This is a genomic window from Terriglobus roseus (assembly GCF_900105625.1).
GTDB lineage: Bacteria > Acidobacteriota > Terriglobia > Terriglobales > Acidobacteriaceae > Terriglobus > Terriglobus roseus_B.
Genome location: NZ_FNSD01000001.1, coordinates 967,901 through 992,945, shown reverse-complemented (window position 1 = coordinate 992,945; position 25,045 = coordinate 967,901). Strand labels below are relative to the sequence as shown.

The window sequence follows — 25,045 nt, the reverse complement described above, 5'->3', positions numbered from 1 at the left end:
CTCCGCGGGCGAAGGAAAGATCGCGAGCCTGATCGCCAGATTCGGTCGGAACCACTGCAATTCCCGCACGACTCCGCTAAAACCGGCAGCTCTCCGGAATCGGTGAGACACGCCCAGCGCGCCCGTCGTGTTTACGCGAGCGCGACTGGATCCGTCGAGTATTTTTCGCGATAATCCGCGAGAAATTTTGCGATGCGGCCAATGGCCTCTCGCAGGTCGGACTCATGTGGCAGAAATACGATGCGGAAGTGATCCGATCGCGACCAGTTAAAGCCTGTCCCCTGGACCACCAGCACGCGCGTGGCTTCCAGCAGTTCCAGCAGAAACTTGCGGTCGTCCTGAATGGGATAGACGTTAGGATCCAGCCGCGGAAACATATAGAGCGCCGCTTGTGGCTTGACGCAGGTGACGCCTGGAATCGCCGAGAGCAGTTCATAGGCCAGGTCGCGCTGACGACGCAGCCGGCCACCTTCACGCACCAGGTCGTTGATGCTCTGATAGCCACCCAACGCGGTCTGGATCGCCCACTGGCCCGGCACGTTGGCGCACAGCTTCATGTTCGCCAGCATGTTCAAGCCTTCGATGTAGTTGGCCGCAACCGCCTTGTTGCCTGAGACCACCATCCAACCGGCGCGATAACCACAGGCACGGTAGCTCTTGGAGAGGGAATTGAAGGTCAAGGTCAAGACATCTGTCGAAAGACTTGCCAGCGCGGTATGCCGGATGTCGTCGTAAAGAACCTTGTCATAGACCTCATCTGCAAGGATGACCAGTCCGTGTTCGCGGGCGATGGTCACGATCTCCTGCAACACGTGGTCTGGATAGACCGCGCCTGTGGGGTTGTTCGGGTTGATGACGACGATGCCCTTGGTGCGCGGCGTGATCTTCGAGCGAATGTCGTCCAGGTCGGGGTGCCAACCGTTTGCCTCATCACAGACGTAATGCACAGGCGTACCACCTGACAGGCTGGTGACGGCCGTCCACAACGGATAGTCAGGAGCAGGGAGCAGCAACTCATCGCCGTCATCCAGCAGCGCGTTCGCAGCCATGGCGATCAATTCAGACGCGCCATTGCCCAGGTAGATATCTTCCAGTGTGACACCCTGCACGCCCTGCGTCTGCGTGTAGTGCATGACCGCTTTGCGAGCGGCGAAGATGCCTTTGCTGTCGGAATAACCTGCCGAGTTCGGAAGGTTCCGAATCATGTCCACTTGCACTTCTTCGGGCGCATCGAAGCCGAACACAGCCAGGTTGCCGATGTTGAGCTTGATGAGTTTCTGCCCTTCATCTTCCATTTGCCTGGCACGGTCCATAATGGGGCCGCGAATGTCGTACAGGACGTGATCCAACTTCCGTGATTTATTTACTGTTTTCATGTTTGCTCTAGGTGCAGCGTCTGGCGTGGCATCGCTGCTTTATCCGCACACCTAATCTAAGCATGGCTGCCTTAGAAGCGGGGCGGCGATTGCGTGTTTGTGTTCCTCGAGCCAAGGCAAGGGAGCGTAGTCCCGATTCTTTTTCGACTCTTGTTAAGGTGAGCGCTCGATTCAAGAGCGCTACATGAGTGCCTGTATGCCAGCCGAGGCCTGCGTAAGCAGGGTCTCGGTGTCCAGGCTGCCCGGATCGAAAAGCCGGTTCAGCGCAAGGCCATCCACAATCGCTCCGATCTGCGCCACCTGTCGCCGGTTCTCGATAGAGCCAGCCGGCAGGAAGAGTTCGGGCAGTAACTCTTCAACATGCGTGCTGCAGCCGCGGCGACAGACGGCAGCATGAAGAACCGTCAGTCGTGGCTGGTCTTGAGGATGACGAAGCACGTACATCTTGAATTCAAGGGCAAGCAGGGAGCGCTCTTTATCTTCCACGATGTCCACAAGGTGTGCAGCCAGCGCGGCGATGCGTTCTTCGCGGGTGTGCGCATCCTGAAGGCGCTGCCGGAACTGTTCCTGGCCGTCTGCGAGGTACTGCTCGAAGATGGCGAAAAACACATCTTCCTTGCCTTCGAAGTGCGTGTAGAAGGCTCCGCGGGTCTTGCCTGCGAGCGACGAAATGTCATGAATGCTCGCCTTTTCAAACCCGTCGCGTGCAAAGACCTGACGCGCTGCGTCGATGAGTTGCTGCCTTGTGAGGAGCGATCGCTCCTGCGTGCGTCCTTCTCTGAGGTGAAGGTCCTGAGGTAAATCGGTGTAATGGGTTGAATCCAGCATCGCCCCAGAAGAATCTCATGAAAGATGCATGCGTGTATGTATTTAATCGCGCCCCCAAATGCTGGAGGAATTGAATGACCGTGTCCGCTGCCGCCCGTCGGCCCCAAACCAAAATGCCCACGGTGTTGAAGGCGACTGGCCTGACAACGCTTGTGCTGGGCACTCTCTGGCTCTCTGGTTGCGACCAGAAGGCGCCAGCCGCTCCGGCCGCAGGGGGCGCCATGCCAGTTTCCGTTGTGACGATTCAGCAAAGCGACGTCGCCCTCGGTAACCAGTGGGTCGGAACGCTGGATGGCTTTGTGAACGCGCAGATTCAGCCGCAGGTAAGCGGCTACCTGGTCAAGCAGAACTACCGCGAAGGTTCCGTGGTGCAGAAGGGCCAGGTCCTCTTCCAGATCGATCCCCGGCCCTTCCAGGCGTTGGTCGATCAGGCACTGGGCGCGGTCGGTCAGGCCAAGGGAGCTCTCGCTCAGGCGCAGGCGAACCTCGGCCTGGCACAAATCAATGTGAACCGAGACGCCCCTCTGGCAGAGCAACGCGCGATTGCTCAGAGCCAGTTGGACAACGACAAGCAGCAATTGGCAGCGCAGCAGGCAAACGTGGAAGCCGCGAAGGCTCAGATCGCTTCCGCCGAGGCTCAGGTTGAGACGGCGAAGTTGAATCTTGGCTTTACGCAGGTTCGGTCGTTGATCTCCGGTGTTGCAGGTACTGCAACAACGCAGGTAGGTAACCTGGTCAATGCGCAAAGCGTGCTGACATCTGTCTCCCAGCTTGATCCGGTCAAGGTGTACTTCTCCATCAGCGATGCGGAGTACCTGGGGCTGACGAAGCGTGCAACGGGTGGCAGAGGTGACCTGTTGAAGGGCGCTGCAAACCTGCCACTGACACTCACGCTGGCTGACGGCACGGCGTATCCGCACAAGGGTCACATCCTGTTCGTGGACCGGCAGATGAACCAGCAGACCGGTGCCATCCGCATCGCGTCGACGTTCCCGAATCCCGGCAATGTTCTGCGCCCCGGTCAGTTCGGTCGCGTCTCAGCAGATACCCAGGTCGTTCATGGTGCCCTTACGGTGCCGCAGGCTGCCGTTATGGACCTGCAGGGACAGAAGCAGCTTTACACCGTGTCGGGTGACAACAAGGTTCACGTGGTGAACGTAACGCTGGGCGATGAGACGGGTAAGAACGTTGTGGTGAAGAGCGGTGTTCCCGCTGGGACCCGCGTAATTATGGATCAGTTGCAGAAGCTGAAGGATGGCATGCCGGTCAGCCCGCACGCGGCAGTAGCAGAGTCTGCCCCCACATCGGATCCCGATGCAGGTTCCGCCGGCGCGGGGAGGTAAGCATGTCAAAGTTCTTTATTCGACGGCCCATTGTGGCCATCGTGATCGCGATCCTGACCGTCATCATCGGCATCGTGTCACTGGTGAGCCTGCCCACTTCGCAGTATCCCGATATCGTTCCGCCTGAAATTCTGGTCACGGCGACGTTCCCGGGCGCTGATGCAAAGACGCTTGCTGCTGCCGTTGCCACGCCTGTGGAACAGCAGATGAACGGCGTCGACAACATGATCTACATGTACAGCATGAATGCCAACAACGGGCAGACCCAGCTGTTTGTAGATTTTGACGTCAAGACCAGCCCGGACACTGACCAGATTCTGTCGCAGCTCCGTGTGTCACAGGCGCAGGCTCAGTTGCCGGCGCAGGTGCAGACGGCAGGTCTGACAGTGCAGAAGGCACTGACGTCCCCGCTGATGCTGGTGGGTTTGAACTCGCCGAGCAACCAGTATGACCAGTTGTTCCTGAGCAACTACGCGATCATCAAGATCCAGGACGAGCTTACCCGCGTACCCGGCGTCAGCCGTGTGCAGGTCTTCGGTGGCCAGTACGCCATGCGTATATGGGTTGACCCCCATAAGCTTTCCACCCTGGGTGTCACGGCGAGCGATGTCATCGCGGCGCTGCAGACGCAGAACAATGTAAATCCTGCCGGACAGATCGGCGGCGAACCCGTACCCGGCGGCCAGCAGTTCACCTATACGGTGCAGACGCAGGGCCGACTCGTTACCGAGCAGCAATTCGGCGCGGTCGTCGTCCGTGCCAATGCAGATGGCAGCGTGCTTCATCTGCGTGACGTCGCGCGGATTGAGATGGGCGAGCAGCTGTATGGCTTGAACGCTCGTTACAACGGCGCACCCGCCGGCATGATGGCCGTGTACCAGCTGCCCGGTTCCAACGCCGTGCAGACCGCGAAGCTCGTACGTGCCAAGATGCAGGTCCTGCAGAAGGGCTTTCCGGCTGGCATGCAGTACACGATTCCGCTGGACACCACGCTCGCGGTGACTGCGGGTATTCATGAGATCACCGAAACGCTGGTGATTGCGCTCGCGCTCGTGATCCTGGTTGTGTACATCTTCCTTCAGGGGTGGCGCGCCACGCTGATTCCGTTGATGGCTGTGCCGGTCTCACTGATCGGTACCTTCATCTTCTTCCCGCTCCTCGGCTTCTCCATCAACACGCTGTCGCTCTTCGGACTTGTGCTCGCGATCGGCCTGGTCGTCGATGACGCCATCATCGTGGTGGAAGCGGTCGAACATCATCTGGAAGAGGGCATGAACCCTCAGGACGCAACCATCAAGGCAATGGAAGAAGTGGGTGGCCCGGTCGTGGCGATCGCACTGATCCTTGCCGCGGTGTTCATCCCAACGGCGTTCATCCCCGGCATTACGGGACGTCTCTACCAGCAGTTCGCTGTGACCATCGCCATCTCGGTGCTGATTTCCGCATTCAACGCGCTGACACTCAGCCCAGCCCTGTCGGCGTTGCTGCTGAAGCCGAAGGACAAGAACAAGAAGCCGGGCCTGCTGGGCCGCTTCTTCGACTGGTTCAACCGCATCTTCGGCCGGACCACCGAATCGTACGTCTCGACGTCCAGCGTGCTGGTGCATAAGTCGGGTATGACGATGGTGGCGCTTGTCATCATCGCAGCAGTCGCCGTCTTCATGGGGGCCCGGCTACCCGGTGGCTTCATCCCACAGGAAGACCAGGGCTACCTCTTCGCGGCCATGCAATTGCCCGACTCGGCAAGTGAACAGCGTACCGATGCCGCCGGCTTGAAGGTGACGAAGATGCTGCTCAACACGCCCGGTATCGCTGGCGTGGTACAGGTGAATGACTTCAGCCTGTTGACGCAGACGCAGAGCACCAATGCTGCCTTCTTCTTCATCGCACTGAAACCCTGGGAAGATCGCAAGGCGGCACAGGAACAGATTGACGGCGTCATTGGCAACGTAACCAAGGAATTGGGTGGACTGGGTGAAGGTCTTGCCTTCAGCTTTCCTCCGCCAGCCATTCCGGGCATCGGAACTTCGGGCGGCGTGACGATGATCCTTCAGGATCAGTCGGGCAACGACGACGCGAATTTCCTCACGAAAAACTTGTATGCCTACCTGGGGGCGTTGAAGCAGCGTCCTGAGATTCTATCGGCGGTTCCGTCCTACCTGCCCGCGGTGCCGCAGTTGTATGCGGACGTGGATAAGGAAAAGGCAATCCAGCAGCAGGTAGATCTGTCGCAGGTCTACAACACCATGTCGACCTTTATGGGCGGCTACCTTGTGAATTACTTCAACCGGTTTGGCCGCCAGTGGCAGACCTACGTTGAAGCTGAGGGAACGTCACGTACCAACATCGATAACATTGGTCAGTTCTATGTACGCAGTGCGAATGGCAGCCAGGTGCCGCTGAGCTCTCTGGTGCATACGAGAAAGATCAATGGGCCCGAGTTCGTGATGCGTTTCAACGAGTACAACGCGGCGCAGTTGAACGTGACGGGTGCCCCCGGTTACAGCAGCGGGCAGGTCCGAAAGGCGCTGGAAGAGACGTTCGCAAAGTCCATGCCGGACGGCATGAACTATACCTACAGCGGCATGAGCTTCCAGGAGCAGGCGGCGGAGAAGGGCGTTCCCACATGGGTCGTCTTCGGTATCTCGATCGTCTTCGTCTTCCTGATTCTCGCGGCGCTGTATGAGAGCTGGACGCTGCCCTTCAGCGTACTGCTCAGCACACCGGTCGCGATTCTGGGTGCGTACCTTGCACTAAGCATTCGATCGCTGGAAAACGACATCTTCGCAACCATCGGTCTCATCATGCTGATTGGTCTGTCCGCGAAGAACGCCATCCTGATCGTGGAATTTGCCGTGGCGAACTACAAGAACGGGCAGAGCATCAGTGAAGCTGCGCTGGGTGCTGCACGGCTTCGTTTCCGACCCATCGTGATGACCGCGTTCGCGTTCATCTTCGGTTGCTTGCCCTTGTGGACAGCATCGGGTTCGGGTGCGGTTTCGCGCCGCATCCTGGGAACCGTGGTGATCGGCGGCATGACGCTGGCGACGATCCTCGGCATCCTGATGGTGCCCGTGACCTTTGCCGTGGTCGAGTACATCTCGCACCGGTTCGGCAAGGGCGGCAAGGGAACCACGATGGATTCAAAGCATGAGCCGGAACACGACACAGAGTTGAAGCCACAGGAAGGTCACGCATGAGCAACTCAAACTTTTCACGAAGGGGTGTGACCACCCTGGGCCTGCTCGCCGTGCTGACGACGGCAGGTTGCAATGTGGGCCCGAAGTACACACGCCCGCAGGTGCCGGCACCACCGGCATTCCGCGGCGCGGACGATGCTGCGATCTCAAGTGATCCCAAGGGATCGCTTGGCGATCAGCAGTGGAGCGCTGTCTTCAAACAGCCGGAACTGCAGGCGCTGATCACCCAGGCGCTTGCGAACAACTACGACCTGAAGATTGCAGCCGAGCGTGTGCTTGAGCAGCAGCAGCAGGTACGCATCAGTCGCGCGTCGCAGTTCCCGACTGTGAACGTAGGCGGTACGGGCCTTGGTGCAACATTGCCCGGATCGTTGTCACAGACATTCGGCACCAATTCGAACGGAACCTCTGACTCGTCAGGCGCCACCACGCTGACGGCGGGTTCCATCAACCTGTCGGCGGCATGGACCCCCGATTTCTGGGGGCTCTACCGCAAACAGACCGAAGCTGCGCGTGACACATTGCTGGCCCAGGAATGGGCTCAGAAGGCCGTACGCCTGTCGCTGGTCCAACAGGTGGCCACAACGTACTTCCAGCTCCGCACACTCGATCTGCAGTTGGAGGTCGCTAAAGAGACACGGGACACGCGGCAGCAGTCGGTGGACCTTACGACGAAGCTGACCAATGGAGGTTCCGCTCCCTTAAGCGATCTGCGGCAGGCGGAACAGTTGCTTTACACCGCAACGTCGCAGATCCCGGTTCTGGAGCAGCAGATCCAGCAGACCGAGAACAGCCTGCAACTCTTACTGGGACAGGCTCCCGGTAAGTTGCAGCACGTGGACCCCAATGCGTTGCAGCCTGCGCCGGAGAACCCGCCGGTCGGTCTGCCATCCCAGCTACTGGAACGTCGCCCAGATATTCAGCAGGCTGAGGCGCAGTTAAAAGCAGCCAACGCGCAGGTCGGCGCGGCGAAGGCACAATTCTTCCCGCAGCTCTCCATCAGCGCCTCGGGTGGTACGGGCGGCAGCGACTTCTCCAATCTGTTTGACCCGAGCAGTCGAACCATCTACGGACTGGGCTCGCTGGCACAACCGATCTTTGCCGGTGGCAAGATCCGAGGTCAGTATGAGCTCACCAAGCGGCAGAAGGACGAGCTGATTGCTACCTATCAGCGCGCAATTCTGACTGGTCTTCGCGATGTTTCCAATGCTCTGGTCGCGGTGAATAAAACACGCGTAACGCGGGAGCAACAGGACAAGCTGGTCTTCGCGGCAAAGGACGCAACGCGCCTGGCACGTCTGCGCTACCAGGGTGGCGCAACCGCCTACCTGGAAGTACTGACAACAGACACGAACCTGTTCAACGCGCAACTGAATCTGATCAGTGCCCAGCAGAACGAAGCGCTGACGCTGGTCCAGCTCTACAGTGCACTCGGCGGTGGATGGCAGTAGAAAGCGACCCGCAGAGACAGAAAGAAGGGGGTGTCAGAGGCCCCGTCTTTGCAGGCGTCTACGCCGGCGGCTGCAGCAGAAACTCGCTTGCCTCAGCCTCAGCGAGGCTCGAATCCTGCGCGATATCGTCTTTTGCTTCGAAGTTGGATAGACCGACCCCGACAAGACGGTAGAGCTGATCCGCAGGCAAGTCGACTCGATCGAGAAGACGCAGGGCGATAGCGGTCAGATCCTCGCACGTTGCAATGGCAGTGCGCGGTGTCAGACTTCGGGTCAGGGAAGTAAACTCCCTGGTCTTGAGCTTGAGCACGATCGTCTTCGCACGACGGGCATTGCTGTTCGAAGCCTTCCATACCTTCTCTGCCAATCGACGCACGTGCCCCACAAGGGCATTCAGCGGCAGATCCTCCGCGAAGGTGTCTTCTGCCGAAACCTGCTTACGCACGCGGTTCGAGACGACCGGATTGTGGTCGATGCCACGCGCCAGTTCGTAGAGGCGCACGCTATAGCTTCCGAAGTGCTCTTGCAACGTGGGCAGGCTCATGGCATAGATATCGCCCACAGTCTTGATGCCTGCCTGCGCCATGCGCGCCTCTGTCACCTTGCCCACGCCGGGAATCCGGCCGACAGGAAGCGCCTGTAGAAAGTTCTGCACCTCGTGCGGCTGAATAACGAATTGCCCATTGGGCTTGCGCCAGTCAGAAGCAATCTTCGCGAGAAACTTGTTTGGCGCGATCCCCGCCGAAGCGGTGAGATGCAGCTCCTCGCGAATCTGCTGACGGATTGTTTTCGCGACTAAGGTCGCCGTTGGAAGGGCAGTCTTGTTCGTCGTGACATCGAGATATGCTTCGTCCAGTGAGAGTGGTTCGATGGCGTCGGTGTGGCGCTCGAAGATGGCGCGCACTGCTTGCGATACTGCCTTGTAGCGAGAGAAGTCGGGCGGTAGAAAGACCGCGCCGGGGCAGAGTCTTTCCGCGCGAACAGCGGGCATTGCGGATCGGATACCGAATCGACGCGCTTCGTAAGAGGCAGCGCAGACCACGGACCGCAGACCTTTCCACGCCACCACGACCGGACGCCCACGCAATGTGGGATCATCGCGCTGTTCCACCGACGCATAGAAGGCATCCATGTCGACATGGACGATCTTGCGCGTACCGGGAGTGCGAACGCCCTCCTGCATCGATTCCGGATCAGGCATTGCGCTGTCCGATGTCTACGGGAATCAGTCCGCGAGGTTCGACCTTGTCAGGACGTAGGAAGCTTTGCGTCAAAACGACGCGCGTCGACTTCGTATCAGCTGACTGTCCCGTAAAACGCATAGCAGACCTCCACACTAGTCTGCCATATTCGCCGTATGTTCGCTTCGCGGCGTCGCGAAGCTTTCAGTGGTGGGCAGTCATCGATCGGAGCGCGTGAGTCCATTTGCTTCTATTCGTGAAGGATCACATTCAGAAGCGTCTTATGGACGGTGATGCGCCCGTCGTAGTCGATGAAGCCCATCTTACGGAACCTGTTCATGAAGAAGCTGACGCGGGAGCGCGTGGTTCCGATCATCTCGGCGAGCGTCTCTTGTGTGATCTGCGGGATGAGCGTCTCCTGATCGTCAGGCTTGCCGAACTCCGCCATGAGCAGCAGGATTCTCGCGAGGCGCTTTTCGCTGGAGTTGAACAGATGATCGACCAGGTCAGCCTGCGTGCGCATGCTCCGCCGCAGGAGCAGGGCAGTGAACATGTCGGAGAGCTGCGACTCTTCCCGCAGGGAGCGGATCATATCCAGTCGCTGGATCTTCATGACAAGGCATGAAGTAATGGCCGTCGCGGTCGCCAGCCTTTGGCCTGGGATCGAAATGATGGACTCTTCGCCGACAAACTCACCGGCGCCGACCAGCGTGATGGTCGCTTCCTTGCCTGCGTTCGAGATGACCGTGATCTTGAACCGGCCCTTTTGGATGTAAAAGACGCAGTTCGCATCATCACCCTGGGTGAAAAGGGCCTGCCCAGCCTTTACCTGGACTAGCTTTCTACCGACTCCTGCAACTGCGAGGAACTGGGCTGGGTCAAACTCCGGAGTCGCCATTGCTGTGCTTTCGTGTCGAGGATTCATCACGAAGGCATATCGTGAACAGATCCCGCAGGAGCTGTTCAGCGCGAGCATTTCACCCATGTGTTGTTTAGGGAGCATAACAGGAAGCCGGCAGACTGAACGTTTGGGTTCAGTCTGCCGGCTCGTTTTTGCTTACTTGGCTTCATCCCACGCGCCGTGAAGCGCGAAGGACTCTACCGCTTCACAGCGGCGCGAGCCCGGGCTGAATGCGTCCCCGGCCTCTGTTCGCTCAACAGCGTCATTGAGTCCGACGCGTTGAAAGGGTACTGACGGATGGAGTGCTGATTGGTCGTGCTCAGAGTCACGTCAACCCGGCGATTGCTGGCGAGAATGATCGTCTTCATGTTCAGGAGCAGACGCTTCTTCGCTTCCTCGCTGAGTTCCGGCGTGCGAAGGATGGCATCCTTCACCTGGCCATCGGTCAGGTTCTGCTGGTCGCCACGCGCCTTGATGTCGATGCTTTCCGCTGCGATGCCGTGTGCGACGAGGTATTCCTTCGTTAGCGCCACTCGCAGTTCCGAGAGCTTCTGGTTGTACTCGGCTGAGCCTCTCGGATCCGCATGGCCCTCAAGAATCAGGTGAGCGGTGGGCTGGGTCTTCAGGTATTGGCTAAAGTCCGCTGCCAGCGAAAGCAACGTACTGTGCTGACTGGCGAGCAGACCACGGCTCGGTTGTGCCACCGTTGGTTCTGCCGTCGGGAAGTAAATGCTGCGGAGCGACAGACGCTCCTCAAGCTTCACGACCGCCTGCGAGCGCTGTGCGCTGAAGTTCATGGAGCAGTCGCTGCTTCCACCGCGTCCGTCCATCACCTGTACGTGAACCGCGTAGGCGTGGTCCATCGTGGGGTCCGTCTGCAACAGAACGGCAGAGTCGGTTCCGCGGATCGCGCCATAGCTGGTCGTCCATGTGTACTGCAGCGGATCGCCATCGGGGTCCGATCCGGTTGCCGTCAGGTGTGCCAACTGCCCTGCCTCAAGCGCATTCTCAGCAATGGAGCAGGAGAGCGAGGGCGAACGGTTCAGCGGAGCGGCAATGACGACTTCTGCAGCGCAGTCCGAAGATCCACCGCGTCCGTCATCCAACTTCAGCTTGACGATGTGGGATCCGACCGGCGCCCCTGTCAGATCCCACTTCACGTCTGCGCCGGTTCCGGTCAACGTGCCATCAGTCGGAGTCCACGCGTACGTCAGGGCGTCATTGTCGGCATCCACACCTTTGGCATGAACTGCCACGATGGCATCCGATCCGCTGTAGAGGAACGACTTGTCGACAGAACATGCCGACAGTGGCGCGCGATTCGGCGGCAGCAGTGCAGCCGGATGGCTGCCGAAACGGAAGACAAGGCCGGCAGAAAGGCGCATGTCATTCTGTGTGCTTCGTACCGCCGTCGTGGTGTTCGCGAAGCGCGTCATCAGGTATTCCGCCTGCACCGCGCGTATCGCCAGATGTCTGGACACATTGACGTCGAGACCACCGCCTGCTGTCATCGCAAACGAACCCTGTTCCGGCAGAGGGGTGCATGCAGTCGTGCAGTTCTTCAGTGTGACCGCAGTGGCATAGGCCCCGCCGCCAAGCACCTGGACGAAGGGTGTGAAGTGCTTCGCACGGAAAGAGAAGCGTGGTCCGAAAAGCATGCTGTAGACCGAGCCCGACGAGTCGGCGATGCGCGTGGGGATGGCGCCCGGACCCGAGAGCCGAAGTTCAGAATCAGCGTATCCACTGAAGTCAGTCACAAGGCCGAAGTGGCGAGTGAAGTTATAGGCCAGAGAGGTGGATCCGCCGTTCAGGGTGACCAGGCGGTTCCCGTCTGCCAGGGTGGGCACGGCCCGCAGGTAGGAGTAGCCAACAAATAGCTCGGACTTGGGGTAGTCCTTCTTTTCTTCCATGCGTGTCTGTGCCGATAAGCAGGCGGGTACGGCGAGAACGGTGGCGATAGCTACGCCTGCCGAGAAGTGGAATTTGCGAGTCATGCTGAGTCTCCTGGACTGCACATTGCAACGGTCACGAACGGTTCACTGCTTGGTTTCTAGGGGCGGACTAACGGCCAGAGGAGAGGCTGCCGAAGTGGCCAGCCTCTGTTCTGGATCGTTATTGAGCAGGGACGTTGATGACGGTGTTGACAAGGGTGACTGGTCCAGTAAGTACCAGCGCTCTGCCGTTGATGGTGGTGACTGCTGCGACTCCAGCGGTCGAGACCGAGATGCCGGCCTGTGAGATCACAGTGCCAGTCATCGTGCCTCCGCCTACGATGCCGTTGATGGTTGCTGCTGTTCCCACCTGCCAGAAGACGTTCTTTGCCTGCGCTCCATTTACCAGCAGGACACTTTGGGGTCCACCGGGAGTACCAACGGTCAAGGTAGTCGACATCTGGAAGACCCAGAACGCATTCGGATCGCCTTGTGCATCGAGCGTCAGGTTGCCCTGCGTGATGCCGTAGCTGCCGGGTGCGGACTTGTAGATACCGGGAGCCAGGACACGATTGCCTAACTCGCCAGCTGATCCACCACCACAACCAGCGCAGACCGAGACGTCCAGTCCATTTGGGAAGGCGACAAGTGCGGCATACGCTGTTCCGGCATCCTGAGAGGCCTGAAGTGCGATGGCTGCAGTCGCTGCCGTTCCTTCGTTGGGACATCCAACCGTCGGTGGGGGCGCGGCTGTGTCAATGGTTCCGTTGACCAGGCCGACGTTGAGAGGAGTTTCCGTGTATACGCAGTTGGGCGTGTTGTCATGGAAGCCTGTGATCAGCGTGGAGACACCGGTTGTACCAATGTTGCCGTTGATGATCGTCAAGGTTCCCTGGTTCGTCATGCCGGCACCGCCTCCGAAGCCGCCGAAGAGTGATGCTGTTCCGAGGTTCACTGGAGGAGGCACGATGACCGCGCCGGTTGAGAAGGTCCATGGGTTTGGAACCATTCCCGCACCCAGCGGATTACCCGCAAGATCGGTCGCACCCGTTGTCACCGTGGCGACGTAGGAAGTACCGGCAGTCAGCGGCGCAGAAGGTGTCAGTGTCGCGATGAGCGTAAGTGGGTTGTAAGTTACGGTGCCAGCGACGTTCACTCCGCCGCCTGTAGCGACTGTGAAGGTCGCCGTAGTGAGCGTGAGCGGATCCATTGCTTCGCTGAATGTCGCGCTCACGGTCTGAGACAAAGGAACAGCAGTTGCGCTATTCGTCGGGCTCGTGAGTGTGACGGTGGGAGACGTTGTGTCAGGCGCTGCGCCTGTGGTGAATGTCCAGACGTAGTCAGCGGCCAGTGTGTTTCCAGCAAGATCGGTAACACCCATCGTGATCGTGGCGGTAAAGAGAGTTCCAGATGAAAGTGATGCTGTTGGCTTGAATGTGGCTGTGTTACCGACTGCGGCGTAAGTTACCAACCCCGCTACTGGCGTGGCGCCAGGACCAGTGACGGTGAACGTCGTGGCAGTGATCTTCGTCGGATCCATTGCTTCGCTGAACGCTGCGCTAATGGCCTGGTTAATTGGCACATTCGTCGCATTGGTCGCTGGGATGGTAGAGATTACGGTCGGCTTGGTGGTGTCGACTGCAGCGCCTGTTGTGAACGTCCAGACGTACTTGCTTGCGAGTGGCACGCCCAGGAGATCCTGTGCGCCGGTGGTGATGGTGCCTACATAGGTTGTCGCTGGGATAAGTGCAACAGTCGGGACAAAGACCGCGGTTGATCCGGCTGCGACATATGTCACCGCACCGGCCACCGCAATGCCGCCTGGCGACGTCAGTGTGAACGTGGTGCCGCTGATCGTTGCAGGATTCATCGCTTCACTGAAGCTGGCAGTTATTCTCTGATTTACGGCAACGCCTGCGGCGTTATTTGCGGGGCTTGTCGAGATGACCGTTGGTGGCGTGGGGGCAGGTACTGTGCGGAAGACCCACACGTAGTTGCTTGCGAGTCCCGTGCCGGTGGTGTCCTGCGCGCCGGTGGTGATGGTTGCCACGTACGTCGTGCTTGGAAGCAACGCTCCAGCCGGTACAAATGTCGCGATGCTCGTACCAGTCGCATACGATACCGTTCCGTTGACAACTGTTCCCAGCGGGCCAGAGAGCTTGAAGGTATTGGCATTCAGCGTCGACGGATTCATCGATTTGCTGAACATCGCGCTCAGGGACTGCGCTAGTGGCACGCCGGTTGCGTTGTTGAGGGGAACCGTGGAGACAACGATCGGTCCTGCAGCAGGAGCAGTTGTTGTGAATGACCAGACGTACGCGCCGGCGAGCGGTATTCCAGCCGCCGATTGCGCTGCCGTGGTGATCCTGGCTACGTAGGTCGTGCCAGTGTTGAGAGCGACTGCTGGCGTGAAGGTCGCGACAGTCCCTGCGTACGACACTGTGCCAGTGACAGCGAGTCCACCGGCCGTAACCTGGAAGCTCGAAGCATTCACCGTGGCAGCATTCATCGCAGTGCTGAACGTTGCGGTCAAGACGGATGCGGTGCTCACACCGGTCGCATTGTTCGCGGGCGTGGTGGCAGTTACCGTCGGGACGACCTGAGCCGCTGTCGCGGCAGTCGTGAATGTCCAGACATAATTCGCGAGCAACGAGTTCACCGGCGATGCGGTATCTGTGGCTGCCGTGGTGATCGTTACGGTATAAGTTGTGCCGGTCAGCAAACTAGCTGACGGAACGAAAGTTGCCACAGATGTAGCGGATGCATACGACACAGTGCCGGGGACGAGCGCTCCACCGGGACCTGCCAGAAAGAAGGAGGCTCCGTTGATCGATGCGGGAGTCATCGCTTTGCTGAAAGTTGCGGTGACTTGGGAACTGACGGCAACACCGGTTGCGCCTTGCGCTGGGGACGTTGAGGTCACAGTCGGGCGAGTTGTGTCCGGGACGTTGACAGTTTCCTGTCCACAACCCGCAACAAACAACATCAGAACCAGTGCTGCAACCAAGGCAATACTCTTGCTACATTTCCGCATGATGACCTCGAACGTCCGAAGCTGCTCAGGAGATATTTCCTCCCGTCGCATGGGGGACCGCTCTTACCTACCTAAAAAACTAGGGGAGCCATCAAATGCGATATGTGCAATATTGCTCACTCTTTTTACGGTTCACAAAAGGGTTATGTGAAATGCCGGGAATTCTGAAATATTCTCCGCGAACCTGACTCTAAGGTTGTAGATAATTCGTCAAAAATGCAGGGAAGTAAGGCTGGAAATAACTTAGAAAAGCCCGTTAATAAAGGGAAATCGCAGACAACCTATTTGGAATTCATGGTCCAGGGCGCTTTGGTGGGACTCACGGCTGCCGGCTGGTGTGCACCGCTGGAATCACGTGCAAAGGCTGTGGGGCCCTCAACGACCATGATCGTTTTCAGGTGGTGCTGGCCGGTCAGCGGCCGCCCTCTCGTGACGCAAACCCGGAGACTTGCGACGACACGTGGCCACCGGAAAATTTGATCGTGTGTCATTGCGAAGGTTCAGAAGTTGACCACAACTTCGATGAACCGGCCCCTTGTCGACTTGCGCGCCACGGGATGACTCAGCCTGTCCCGTAAGCAGTGCGATGGTGTGCTCAAACCCGATGCGCGCAATGCGGAGGTTCGTACCCTCTCATCAGTTCCAGGTAGTTCTGATACGTCTGATCATAGAGATCGAGCCGTGAGTCCTGTCTTCGCAAACCGGCAAGAGGTGAGGGAAGGACTCGACTGCTTCCTCCATGGTCACGACGCCTGATCGACTCCTCCGCTTCGTCTGTCACTTCAACGGGGGGCCGACGGAAGCTGAATGAACACCTCGTCGCCGTACCGCCTCACTTCGTAGCGGGGCAGGTCCGGGTCGGCCGCGTTGTCCGACTTGCCGGTGGTGACATCCCAGCTCCACGCGTGGTACGGACAGATCACGCGGCAGCCTTCCATCTGGCCGGCGGAGAGAGGTGCAGCCTGGTGCGGGCAGCGGTTGTCGAAGGCGACAAGTTCGCCGCGCTCCAGTTGCGCGACGCAGATCTCGAAATTGTTTCCGCCGCGGAAGGACTTCAATTCGCCGGTGGACGGCAGATCTTCCGCAGCACAAAGCTTTACGATCAAGAAGTGACCTCAGGCATTCTGATGCTGGTAATGGATAATCGGCCTTGACAAGCCTTTCGGAGAACGCCTAGTTTGGCGGCGTAGTAAGCGGTAACGCGGGAGCAGTGCTTGAGTAAGAACAACATGGCAAAGGCGATCCTCACGGACGCGCAATTCTGGATTCCCGTCGTTGTACTCGGCCTCGGTATTGCGTTGCTCATCGTGCTTCACTAATCTTCTCAGGCGAACGGGCAAAGACGCTGGCGACCAAGTCTTCATCTTCGAAAACAAATTCTCTGCATGGTCTGGGCGTTCTCTGCGGCCTGACGGCAGGTGTGTGGCTTGGTGCGGCGGAAGCGCCTACCAAGCTGGTTACGGCGGGCTTCTCGCCCTTCGCCATCTCGCTCTGCATGGTGGCCGGCGTCTTCACCGCGCGGTGGACCTTCCCAACCCTGCTGAAGGGGACGAGCTACGTCTTCCGTGATCTGATGGCGCGCAAGCACCTGCTGGTTTGGGCGCTGCTGGCAGGAGCGCTGTGGGCTGTGGCGAACACGCTTACCGTCTTTGCGATTCGCGACGTCGGTTTGGCCATCGCCTTTCCGATGTGGAATACCAATTCCCTCATCGGCCTGCTGTGGGGGCGCCTGCTCTTCCGCGAGCTGCAGGGCGCCGACGGCAAAACGATCACCAAGGTCGTACTTGGTGGAACCTGCATCGTTGTGGCCGCGATCATGCTTGGCTTCAGCACCATCCACGGCGGCGTAACGGCGACAGGGCACAACGCGCTCGGCGGCGTGCTCGCGGCCATTGGCGCCAGCTTTATGTGGGGCACCATGTATGTGCCGTATCGCAAGGCGTATCTGAGCGGCATGAATCCGCTGTCCTTTGTGACGGCTTTCACCGTGGGCGAACTACTCACGGTCTTCCTGCTCACCTGGACGCTGGATGGCGGTCGACATTCCTCTGCCTTCCAACTGGCGCACAGCAGTTCCATGGTGTTCTGGCTGTTCCTTGGCGGGTTCGTCTGGGTCATCGGCGATCTGTTCCAACAGTTTGCGACGAAGTATGTCGGCATCGGCCGCGGCATCCCGTTGTCGAATACGAATCAGCTCTGGGGGCTGGCGTGGGGCGCGCTGGTCTTTGGCGAACTTGCTCACGCGGATCTGCAGCACAAGCTGCTGGTTGCCGGCGGATCCGTGATCATGATCCTTGGTGCGCTCTTTATCAGCACGGCCAAGGCGTCGGTCAATGAACACTCGTCGCGCAATCGCGCACTGGAACGCGAGTGCTCGCGCTACGGCCTGGACTATCGCGAGACGCTGCTGGCGCAGGCCGGTGATGAATTCGGAGATCGCTCGGAGCGCAAACGCTGGTGGGACTATGCCATCGTGATCGTTGCCACGGGGTTCTTTATCTTCCTTGGGTCGCGAGCGGTCGTGCCTCCCTTTGCCATGAACTACCGCTGGATCGCCATCCTGGTGGCCATCCTGTTCGGCAGCCTTGGCTATGCCACCTATCGGCTGCATCGTCAGACGCGCTTCTCGTAATGGCGTCTGACGGGGCTGCGGCAGGAAGATAGACTGGCAGCATCGCACTCGTACCAGGAGAGCATGTGGCTGTCCGGCTCAAAGATATCGCTCGCGATCTGAACGTTTCCACCGTCACGGTGTCGAAGGTACTGCGCGGTAATTCCGACATCAGTGAGAAGACCCGCGCGCGCGTGCTCAAGCGCATGGCGGAATTGAAGTATCAGCCCAACATGCTTGCCCGTGGACTCGCAAGCGGCAAGACGTTCACCGTGGGTCTCGTGGTGCCGGATCTCGTCCACCCCTTCTTCGCGGAGTTCGCCAAGTCGCTCTCCGGCGTGCTGCGCGCCAGCCAGCGGGCGTTGTTGATCGCATCCTCGGAAGAGAGTCCGGAGATTGAACAGCAGGAGATTCGCACGCTGATGAGCCGCGGCGTGGATGTTCTGCTGATTGCGTCATGCCAGCCAAAGCTCAAGAGCTTCTACGAACTTGGCGACGAGCGCACGCCCTACCTGTTGATCGACCGCAACTTTCCGTACCTGGCCGCGCACTTTGTAGGGTCGGACGACTACAAGGCCGGATGCATGGCCACGCAGCACCTCATCGACATTGGCCGTCACCGGATCGCCCATATCGGCGGCCGCGATATGAGTCCATCGCTGGAACGCATGCGCGGCTATCGGGACACGTTGGCGAAGAGCGGCTTGCCAGTCGACGAAAGCATTATTCTGACGCTGGAACGGTTCGAAGAGACTGGCGACAGCCAGGGTCATGCCGCTATGCAGCAGCTGTTGAAGGCGCAGCCTCGTCCGGATGCCGTGTTTTGCTACAACGATCTGACGGCCATTGGTGCTATGGAGGCCGCGCGTGAGGCTGGTCTTCAGATTCCGCAGGATGTCGCCTTCGTCGGCTGCGGCAACATGCGGTACGCCACCTACCTGAAGACGCCACTCAGCTCAATCGACCACGATACGCAGCAGCTTGGCGCCCGGGCAGGTGAGTTGGCTCTGCAACTCGTTGCGAATCCAGAACTTGCGGCAAGCAGCGTTTTGCTGGAGCCGCGGCTGATTCAGCGTGAATCTACTGTCCTTTCGTAGAGAAAAACCTCGCCTAAATAATTTGTGGAAATGCTTGCGAATGATTCTTCAGTCTGCGTATAGTTACCGCTAACTAAGCCACCCGGGTGACGCCGCCCCGCCGGGGCATTGAAGGAGTTTCGCCATGAGCACAGCAGTTGCGACGCCGGCACATAACCCTCTCGGGGATATGGATGAGTGGGATGAGTTTCTGGAAGGTCGTTACAAGGAAGGCAAGACCGAGACGGAGTTCCGCCAGTACGACGCTGAGGCGAACCCCGGTGTGGCCGAGTTCTATCGCCTGAACCACCAGTTCCAGACGCATGAGTACGTCCTAGGCAAGGAGAAGGAATACTTCGGCCTGAAGCGCGGGATGAAAAGCATCTGGGAAGCCGCAGAGTTCCTCAATACCCTCGTCGATGACAGCGATCCCGATACGGATCTCACGCAGATGGAGCACCTGCTGCAGACCTCCGAAGCCATGCGCGCGAACAACGAGCCGCGCTGGATGGTCGCAACGGGTTTCGTGCATGACCTGGGCAAGTGTCTCTGCCTTTACGGTGAACCGCAGTGGGGCGTTGTGGGCGACACCTTTCCGACTGGCTGCGCGTATTCCGACCAGGTGGTCTTCCCGGAGTACTTCAAGGCCAACCCGGACTACAACAACCCGGTGTTCCAGACGAAGTACGGCATCTACGAGCCGAACTGCGGTCTGGACAAGGTCAAGATGAGCTTCGGCCATGACGGCTACATTTACGAAGTCATGAAGAATTACCTGCCGATGGAAGCGCTCTACATGCTGCGTTACCACTCGTTCTACGCGTGGCACCGCCACGGAGCGTATGACCATCTGTGCAACGAGCAGGACCGTGCCATGCTGCCGTCCGTGCTCAAGTTCAACCCGTACGACCTGTACTCGAAGGGCCACACCAAGCCGAACCTGGCCGAACTGAAGCCGTACTACGACGATCTGTTCGCGGAGTTCTTCCCGGAGAAGCTCGCCTGGTAAGTACGGTCGGTACGCATCGCCGGAAGCCCCGATTTTTGTCGGGGCTTTTTGGCGCCCGATGTTCCCAGCGATGACAGTCATCTTTTAACCTTGGCCGTGCAGACTAGCGCGTGGAGCAGCTCGTTCGCTCCGCGTTCTCCCAATTCGCAGTAGAAGGACAAGTTCCCGTGAAGCTATTCGCACTTGCAGTAATGGCCGTGGCCGCAGCATTACCCGCACAAAGCAAGCAGGACGCCGCGCAGCAGGACAAGACGCTCAAGCTGAATCAGATCCAGGTCATCGGATCGCACAACAGCTACAACCTGGGCTTTGCTCCGAGTGAAGCTGCGTACCTCAAGTCCGTGAAGCCGAAGTCGTACGAGTCGCTGGAATACTCGCACAAGTCGCTTGCCAATCAACTGGACGGTGGTGTGCGCCAGCTCGAGATCGATGTCTTCCCGGATCCGCAGGGTGGTCGCTTCGCACATCCCAGCATCCTTCGCATCACCAAGGAAAAGGGACTGCCGGAAGATCCGTACTTCGACCCGAAGCACGAGATGGAGAAGCCCGGCATCAAGGTGATCCATGTGCAGGATCTGAATCAGCGGTCTTCCTGCCCGCTCTTCACGGAGTGCCTGAAGCAAGTGCGTGACTGGTCCAAGGCGCACCCGAACCATGTGCCGTTGTTTCTGTTGATTGAGAATAAGAGCGGCAAGAGCAACATGCCCGGCGGCGTGGATGTTCCGCTTTGGACGAAGACTGAGTTCGACGCGCTCGACAAGGAAATTCGTTCTGTCTTCTCCGATAAGGAGATGATCCTTCCGGACCAGGTGCGAGGCTCCTATCCCACGCTGCGCGAAGCTGTTCTCGCCGGCCATTGGCCCACATTGGCTGAGTCGCGCGGCAAGGTCATCTTCCTGATGGATCAACGCAACGCGAGCCCGGTCTACCTGGAAGGCCATCCCAACCTCAAGGGTCGCGTGCTGTTTACCCACGCCATTCCCAGCGAGCCCGATGCCGCTTTTGTGGAGATGAACGGCGGTACACAGGCAGAGATCGATGCTGTCATTAAGCAGGGCTTCATCGTGCGCACACGCACAGACGAAGGGACGGTTGCTGCGCGTGACAACAACACCACCCGCCGTGATGAAGTTCTGAGCAGCGGTGCCACCATGATCAGCACGGACTATCCGCTCTCCGAGCCATCCGTTTGGAGTGGATATTCCGTCGGATTCCCGGACGGCATGCCCGTTCGCTGCAATCCCATCAGTGCGCCTAAGACGTGCAAGGAAGACCTGCTTGAGCCCGGTGCGAAGAGTGCCGGCAAGCCATCGGTACAGCATCACCCGTAACAATCCTGTAGATTCGTCCTGCTCTGTCCGCGAGGGTGGAGCAGGGCGCAGTCTTGCCCGTGAGGCACCTGATGAAGAAAGCTCTTTGCCTTTTGTTGCTCGTGCTCAGCGCACGCGGCGCAGCCGTTGCTGTCACAGCACAGCGTGACGCTGTCTCGTATGTGAATCCCTTGATCGGGACACAGAAGAGCGCCATCGGCTACGGCGCAACGATGCCTTTTGTGACGGCACCCTTCGGCATGACCAGCTGGGTCGCGCAGACCCGGCAGAACAAGATCAGCATCACGTCGTATAACTACGACGATAAGACCATCAGCGGCTTCATCGGCACACACCAGCCCGCCGTGTGGATGGGCGACTATGGCTACGTCACCATCGTGCCGCAGTCCGGTGCACTTCGCACCAGGCCGGAAGAGCGCGCCGTCGCCTTTCGCCACGAAGACGAGACAGCCCGGCCGGACTACTACGCCGTCACGCTTGCTTCGTCCCTGCATGCGGAGATGACGGGCAGCGACCGCGCCGCATTAATGCGCTTTCGCTTTCCGAAGACGGGCGTTGCGCGAATTCTCGTCGAAGCTTCACGGCCCGGAATCAACGGCTCTGCCAAAGTCGACTTACAGAAGCATGAGATCACGGGCTACAACCCGCATCGCATGGATGCGCACCTGGGGCCGGACAAGGGCGCAGCCGCGCTGCCGTCGTTCAAGGGGTACTTCGTTGTGCAGTTCCGTGAGGTGCCGCGCGCAGGCAAGACCTACGGCGAGAACGACTCCAACGCCTACCGTGGCGCGTACGTCGAGTTCGCACCCAGGTCGGAAGTTGAGATGCGGGTCGGCACCTCGTTCCTGAGCATCGACCAGGCCCGCGAAAATCTGCAGCGCGAGATCCCCACGTGGGACTTCGACGCAACGCAGCGCAAGCTGCGTGCGCAGTGGAATGACAAGCTGCAACGTCTGCAGGTGACGGCGAGTGACAGCGACAAGACCATGCTCTACACCGCGATGTACCACGCTCTGCTGTACCCGCGGCAGTTCTCAGAGTATGGCCGTTACTACAGCGCCTTCGACGACACGATTCATACCGGCGAGAGCTATACCGCCTACTCCATCTGGGACACCTTCCGTGCCGAGAACAGCCTGATCACGCTTCTCGCGCCGGAGCGTGTGGACGGGATGATCACCGCGCTGCTGCAGAACTTCAAAGAAGGCGGATGGATGCCGAAGTGGCCGAACCCGGGCTACACCAACATCATGATCGGCACACATGCTGACTCGCTTGTGGCAGAAGCCATCCGCAAAGGCTTCCACGGCTTCGATCGTGAACTGGCGTGGAAGGCGGTCTATAAAGATGCTATGTCTCCTCCCGATGGCGATACCACGCGCCGCTGGCTGGACAGGGAAGAGCACACGCCTTACGAAGCGCGTGCGGGCCTGACGTACTACAAGACGCTCGGCTACATCCCCACGGACAAGACAGACGAAGCCGCCAGCCGCACGCTGGAGGACAGCTATGACGACTGGTGCGTGGCGCAGGTGGCGCATGCACTCGGCAAGACCGACGACTACAAGTTCTTCCTGCATCGGTCGCTCAACGGCGAGCACCTCTTCAACCCTGCGCTTTCCTTAATGAATGCTCGCACCAGCGATGGCAAGTGGGCACCCATCGGCGGCAGCGAGGACACGAACGAGAATCGCTCCGTATCGGGTTGGACCGAGGGCGATGCGTGGGTCTACACCTTCAGCATGTTTCACGATCAGGCCGGTCTGATGCGCCTGATGGGTGGCCCGCAGAAGTACGCATCGCAACTCGACAAGCACTTCGAGGGTGGCCACAACGTTCACAAGAACGAGCCAAGTCACCACTACGGCTACTTGTATGACTTCGCAGGCCAGCCCTGGAAGACACAGGCCATGGTGCGCGAGATCGCCGCGAAGGAATACAGCAGCGGACCCGGTGGTCTGGATGGTGACGATGACTGCGGCCAGATGTCCGCGTGGCTACTCTTCACATCCTTCGGCTTCTATCCCGTGAACCCGGCAAGCGGCGACTACATGATTGGTTCGCCGATCTATCCGCACATAAGCCTGAGGCTGGCGAACGGCAAGACCTTCACCGTCACCGCTCAGAACAACTCAAAGACGAACGTCTATATCAAGTCCGCCTCATTGAACGGCACGTCGCTGGAGAAGCCGGTTCTCACCTGGGAGCAAATCCAGGCGGGAGGCACGCTGCATTTCGTCATGGGCGCACGGCCATCGCAGTGGGGCAACAACTATCGTCCTAGAGTCGTTGAGTAGAGGGCATTCGCTCAGCGGCGGACGTGCAGCATCTACCAGACGGTCACGGCCTGCAGCGATGGGGCGCCGGTCTTGCCATCGACAACGCTGATTTTCAGCACGGCTTCCATATTCTGATCGCCGATGGGCTTGCCCAACCGTTTTTCCAGCTCCGCCATGTACTGCGGGTCCGTCAGGAACTCTGCGGCTGCCTCGGTCCCATTGCGGCCGAGACCAGCAACCACCACGATCAGGCTGCCGGTGGTCTTATCCCGGAAGCGGCCCAGAAGGGCATAGTCATCGGACGCGGCATACGGCAGAGTATGGTCGCGCTGCCAATGCTGTTGCGGATCCGACGAACTCAGGATGGCCGGTGTGGTTGGGACATCCAGTCGATAGTGCGTGTCCTGAAGCAGGCGCCTGGTCCATGGGTTGTTGTAAGCGCCGATCAGGATGACGGAACGGTCGCGCAGTTCACTCAGAGTGGTCGTGTTCGCCGGCTGCATCTGGTAGCTGCTGCCATTCTTCTGCAGCAGTCCGCTCATTCGCGCGGTTGCCGCGGCGACCTGGACTGAGACAAAGGGGTACTCGGCTTCTTTCGTGGCAGTTTCCGTGCCGGAGTATGGATTCGGCGAGTACACGACCACCCCCGGCACGAGCAGGGGTGTCCCGCGATCATGCAGCACTGGTGACCAGAAACGATCCACCGCAGAGGTTCGCGCAGCCTGAACGCGACGGCTGACCATGGCCAGGCCGAGTCCCAAGCCGATCACCGTAAGTAATACATAGAGCGGCAGCGACCGCCGCCACTGTGCGGATGACGCCACGAGAGCTGCGGCGGGTAACGTCAGGGCAGGGTACGGCGGTGTCGTCACCGTGCCAAACGTTGGTATAACGTCGGCCTCAGCAATGGGAACCGCCTCGATCGCGCGGTGAAACTCCGGAACGTAGCACCCGTGCGGGATGGTGATCTCAAGCGCGGCGTCTTCGTGGTCGTGGAAATAAGTCGCCAGGCGCTTGCGGACTTCACCCGCCGTATACCGCACGACCGTGTCGTTATTGGTGTCGTAGTCACTTGGACGGCCGAAGACCTCGATGCCGATCGTCCGTTCCTTGATCTGAGGACCGTGACCCTCCAGCGTCTGTGCGACGACGTAACGGAGGAAGGCGGGATACCGCTTGCTGTTGGAAAACTGGGGGCTGTGCAGTACGCCTTCCAACTCGGCCCAGACGAATTTATGGTCTGCGTCCGTCTCCGGCGCCCAAAGTTCGCGATCTGTCTTCTGTATGACCATCGGCGGGCACCATCATAGCCAAAGCGGCAGGCGTTTGCACATGACCGTTCTGTGCGCGAGCAGAGTAGATCAACCCCGCGACGTGTCAAAGCGGGACAAACGGTGAGTCACTTGCCCCCTCACTGTGCCGGAGCAGAGGGTGTTTGGCGTAATGGACAGGCTTACTCGTACGTTTTGTACGCCTTCCGCGAAGTGCCACCCG

At 59.3% G+C, this 25,045-nt stretch carries 17 protein-coding genes; 9 read left to right on the top strand and 8 right to left on the bottom strand.

All coding sequences use genetic code 11. From position 1 onward, the window contains the following. Positions 1 to 131: 131 nt before the first annotated feature. On the bottom strand, positions 132 to 1,376 hold the full coding sequence (locus BLW03_RS04010; protein WP_074652452.1) for a pyridoxal phosphate-dependent aminotransferase: 1,245 nt from the start codon (positions 1,374 to 1,376) through the stop codon (positions 132 to 134). Between the two features lie 180 nt (positions 1,377 to 1,556). Then, positions 1,557 to 2,204, bottom strand: coding sequence for a TetR/AcrR family transcriptional regulator (locus BLW03_RS04005; RefSeq protein ID WP_074652451.1), 648 nt, complete (start codon positions 2,202 to 2,204; stop codon positions 1,557 to 1,559). A gap of 113 nt (positions 2,205 to 2,317) precedes the next feature. On the opposite strand from BLW03_RS04005, the gene BLW03_RS04000 reads away from it, so the two are divergent. Genes BLW03_RS04000 through BLW03_RS03990 form a run of 3 tightly spaced genes read left to right on the top strand, consistent with a single transcriptional unit; the run spans position 2,318 to position 8,198 of the window. Further along, entirely contained in the window at positions 2,318 to 3,547 is a 1,230-nt protein-coding gene (locus BLW03_RS04000) for an efflux RND transporter periplasmic adaptor subunit (RefSeq protein ID WP_244502187.1), read from the top strand. Between the two features lie 2 nt (positions 3,548 to 3,549). Then, entirely contained in the window at positions 3,550 to 6,747 is a 3,198-nt protein-coding gene (locus BLW03_RS03995; protein ID WP_074652449.1) for an efflux RND transporter permease subunit, read from the top strand. Continuing rightward, complete coding sequence (locus BLW03_RS03990; protein ID WP_074652448.1) at positions 6,744 to 8,198, top strand: efflux transporter outer membrane subunit; 1,455 nt, start codon at positions 6,744 to 6,746, stop codon at positions 8,196 to 8,198. The genes BLW03_RS03995 and BLW03_RS03990 overlap by 4 nt, the downstream gene beginning before the upstream one ends. Positions 8,199 to 8,256: 58 nt before the next feature. On the opposite strand, the gene dinB is transcribed toward BLW03_RS03990, so the two are convergent. The 5 genes from dinB to BLW03_RS03965 all read right to left on the bottom strand — a co-directional run bounded on the left by dinB (position 8,257) and on the right by BLW03_RS03965 (position 16,351). Further along, entirely contained in the window at positions 8,257 to 9,399 is a 1,143-nt protein-coding gene (gene dinB / locus BLW03_RS03985) for a DNA polymerase IV (RefSeq protein ID WP_244501950.1), read from the bottom strand. A gap of 230 nt (positions 9,400 to 9,629) precedes the next feature. Beyond that, positions 9,630 to 10,304, bottom strand: coding sequence for a Crp/Fnr family transcriptional regulator (locus tag BLW03_RS03980; protein ID WP_244501949.1), 675 nt, complete (start codon positions 10,302 to 10,304; stop codon positions 9,630 to 9,632). A gap of 173 nt (positions 10,305 to 10,477) precedes the next feature. Continuing rightward, positions 10,478 to 12,274: an OmpA family protein gene (locus BLW03_RS03975; protein ID WP_074652446.1), complete on the bottom strand. Its 1,797-nt coding sequence runs from the start codon at positions 12,272 to 12,274 to the stop codon at positions 10,478 to 10,480. A gap of 118 nt (positions 12,275 to 12,392) precedes the next feature. Further along, positions 12,393 to 15,197 (bottom strand): Ig-like domain-containing protein, encoded by a 2,805-nt coding sequence (locus BLW03_RS03970; RefSeq protein WP_244502186.1) that lies wholly within the window; start codon positions 15,195 to 15,197, stop codon positions 12,393 to 12,395. A gap of 830 nt (positions 15,198 to 16,027) precedes the next feature. Next, the gene (locus BLW03_RS03965) at positions 16,028 to 16,351 is read right to left on the bottom strand and encodes a Rieske (2Fe-2S) protein (protein ID WP_074652444.1); all 324 of its coding nucleotides are present in this window, start codon (positions 16,349 to 16,351) and stop codon (positions 16,028 to 16,030) included. 108 nt (positions 16,352 to 16,459) lie between these two features. On the opposite strand from BLW03_RS03965, the gene BLW03_RS03960 reads away from it, so the two are divergent. The 6 genes from BLW03_RS03960 (at position 16,460) to BLW03_RS03935 (ending at position 23,569) form a co-directional block, all read left to right on the top strand. Then, the gene (locus BLW03_RS03960) at positions 16,460 to 16,564 is read left to right on the top strand and encodes a translocated intimin receptor Tir (protein WP_074652443.1); all 105 of its coding nucleotides are present in this window, start codon (positions 16,460 to 16,462) and stop codon (positions 16,562 to 16,564) included. A 101-nt stretch (positions 16,565 to 16,665) separates the two neighbouring features. Further along, entirely contained in the window at positions 16,666 to 17,877 is a 1,212-nt protein-coding gene (locus BLW03_RS03955; protein ID WP_244501948.1) for a GRP family sugar transporter, read from the top strand. Between the two features lie 65 nt (positions 17,878 to 17,942). Further along, positions 17,943 to 18,953, top strand: a complete 1,011-nt coding sequence (locus BLW03_RS03950) for a LacI family DNA-binding transcriptional regulator (protein ID WP_074652441.1) — start codon at positions 17,943 to 17,945, stop codon at positions 18,951 to 18,953. Between the two features lie 124 nt (positions 18,954 to 19,077). Next, on the top strand, positions 19,078 to 19,941 hold the full coding sequence (locus BLW03_RS03945; RefSeq protein ID WP_074652440.1) for an inositol oxygenase family protein: 864 nt from the start codon (positions 19,078 to 19,080) through the stop codon (positions 19,939 to 19,941). A 167-nt stretch (positions 19,942 to 20,108) separates the two neighbouring features. Further along, a complete protein-coding gene (locus BLW03_RS03940) occupies positions 20,109 to 21,272 on the top strand; it encodes a phosphatidylinositol-specific phospholipase C1-like protein (RefSeq protein ID WP_083350686.1) in 1,164 nt (387 codons plus the stop codon). Between the two features lie 71 nt (positions 21,273 to 21,343). After that, complete coding sequence (locus BLW03_RS03935) at positions 21,344 to 23,569, top strand: GH92 family glycosyl hydrolase (RefSeq protein WP_074652438.1); 2,226 nt, start codon at positions 21,344 to 21,346, stop codon at positions 23,567 to 23,569. 32 nt (positions 23,570 to 23,601) lie between these two features. Here BLW03_RS03935 and BLW03_RS03930 read toward each other — a convergent pair whose 3' ends face one another. Then, entirely contained in the window at positions 23,602 to 24,843 is a 1,242-nt protein-coding gene (locus BLW03_RS03930; RefSeq protein ID WP_074652437.1) for a hypothetical protein, read from the bottom strand. Between the last annotated feature and the right edge of the window lie 202 nt (positions 24,844 to 25,045).

Bases quoted from the DNA above. Each gene is read 5' to 3' on its own strand.
- BLW03_RS04010 (WP_074652452.1), bottom strand. From the start codon at position 1,376: ATGAAAACAGTAAATAAATCACGGAAGTTGGATCACGTCCTGTACGAC.
- BLW03_RS04005 (WP_074652451.1), bottom strand. From the start codon at position 2,204: ATGCTGGATTCAACCCATTACACCGATTTACCTCAGGACCTTCACCTC.
- BLW03_RS04000 (WP_244502187.1), top strand. From the start codon at position 2,318: ATGCCCACGGTGTTGAAGGCGACTGGCCTGACAACGCTTGTGCTGGGC.
- BLW03_RS03995 (WP_074652449.1), top strand. From the start codon at position 3,550: ATGTCAAAGTTCTTTATTCGACGGCCCATTGTGGCCATCGTGATCGCG.
- BLW03_RS03990 (WP_074652448.1), top strand. From the start codon at position 6,744: ATGAGCAACTCAAACTTTTCACGAAGGGGTGTGACCACCCTGGGCCTG.
- dinB (WP_244501950.1), bottom strand. From the start codon at position 9,399: ATGCCTGATCCGGAATCGATGCAGGAGGGCGTTCGCACTCCCGGTACG.
- BLW03_RS03980 (WP_244501949.1), bottom strand. From the start codon at position 10,304: ATGAATCCTCGACACGAAAGCACAGCAATGGCGACTCCGGAGTTTGAC.
- BLW03_RS03975 (WP_074652446.1), bottom strand. From the start codon at position 12,274: ATGACTCGCAAATTCCACTTCTCGGCAGGCGTAGCTATCGCCACCGTT.
- BLW03_RS03970 (WP_244502186.1), bottom strand. From the start codon at position 15,197: ATGTTGTTTGTTGCGGGTTGTGGACAGGAAACTGTCAACGTCCCGGAC.
- BLW03_RS03945 (WP_074652440.1), top strand. From the start codon at position 19,078: ATGAGCACAGCAGTTGCGACGCCGGCACATAACCCTCTCGGGGATATG.
- BLW03_RS03935 (WP_074652438.1), top strand. From the start codon at position 21,344: ATGAAGAAAGCTCTTTGCCTTTTGTTGCTCGTGCTCAGCGCACGCGGC.
- BLW03_RS03930 (WP_074652437.1), bottom strand. From the start codon at position 24,843: ATGGTCATACAGAAGACAGATCGCGAACTTTGGGCGCCGGAGACGGAC.